Consider the following 631-nt stretch of genomic DNA (forward strand, 5'->3'; position numbering starts at 1 on the left):
GAACCAGGTGGCGGTCGCCGCCCCGGACGTGGCCTGCAGGCTCGTGTTCACCATCCAGTACACGGGGAACACCATGATCGCGAGGAACACGATGCCGAGGATCGTGAGCGGGATGCCCTTCACGCCGCGCTTCGGGCGAGGGGCGCGCGCCGTGCGCCTCGTCGTGAGGGCGCGGGTCGCGGTGACGGTCTGGTTCGCGAGTCCGACGCTCATTCGTCGACCGCCTTCCGGGAGATCGCGATGTAGACCATCGCGAAGACGAACGAGACGACGATGAGGACGTTGCTCACCGCGGCTCCGATGCCGAACTGGAAGTTGACGAACGACTGGTGGTAGGCGTTCGTGGCGAGGGTCTGCGTCGAGTTCGCGGGCCCGCCGCCCGTCAGGCCGAGGATGATGTCCACGACCTTCAGCGTGTAGACCACCCCGAGGACGATGACGATGCTCACCACGCTCCGGATGCTCGGCCAGGTGATGTACCAGAAGGCCTTGAACCCGGTGGCGCCGTCGAGCGCTCCCGCCTCGTAGAGTTCCGGCGGCACCGACTGCAGGCCGCTGTAGAGGATGGTCGTGTTGAACGGGATGCCGAGCCAGACGTTGACGCCGATCACCGCGATGAGTTCCCAGCGCA

Annotated in this window: 1 protein-coding gene and 1 pseudogene; both read right to left on the minus strand. The window is 66.4% G+C overall.

Annotated features, from left to right (window positions below; genetic code table 11):
- A pseudogene (locus NS184_RS18525) lies at nt 1-213 on the minus strand (carbohydrate ABC transporter permease); the annotation flags it as partial.
- A partial coding sequence (locus tag NS184_RS16980; RefSeq protein WP_152998314.1) for a carbohydrate ABC transporter permease occupies nt 210-631 on the minus strand: 422 nt, incomplete at its 5' end. The gene NS184_RS16980 and the pseudogene NS184_RS18525, both read right to left, overlap by 4 nt.

It is taken from the genome of Curtobacterium luteum, assembly GCF_001475545.1.
In the GTDB taxonomy this organism is placed as follows: domain Bacteria; phylum Actinomycetota; class Actinomycetes; order Actinomycetales; family Microbacteriaceae; genus Curtobacterium; species Curtobacterium luteum_A.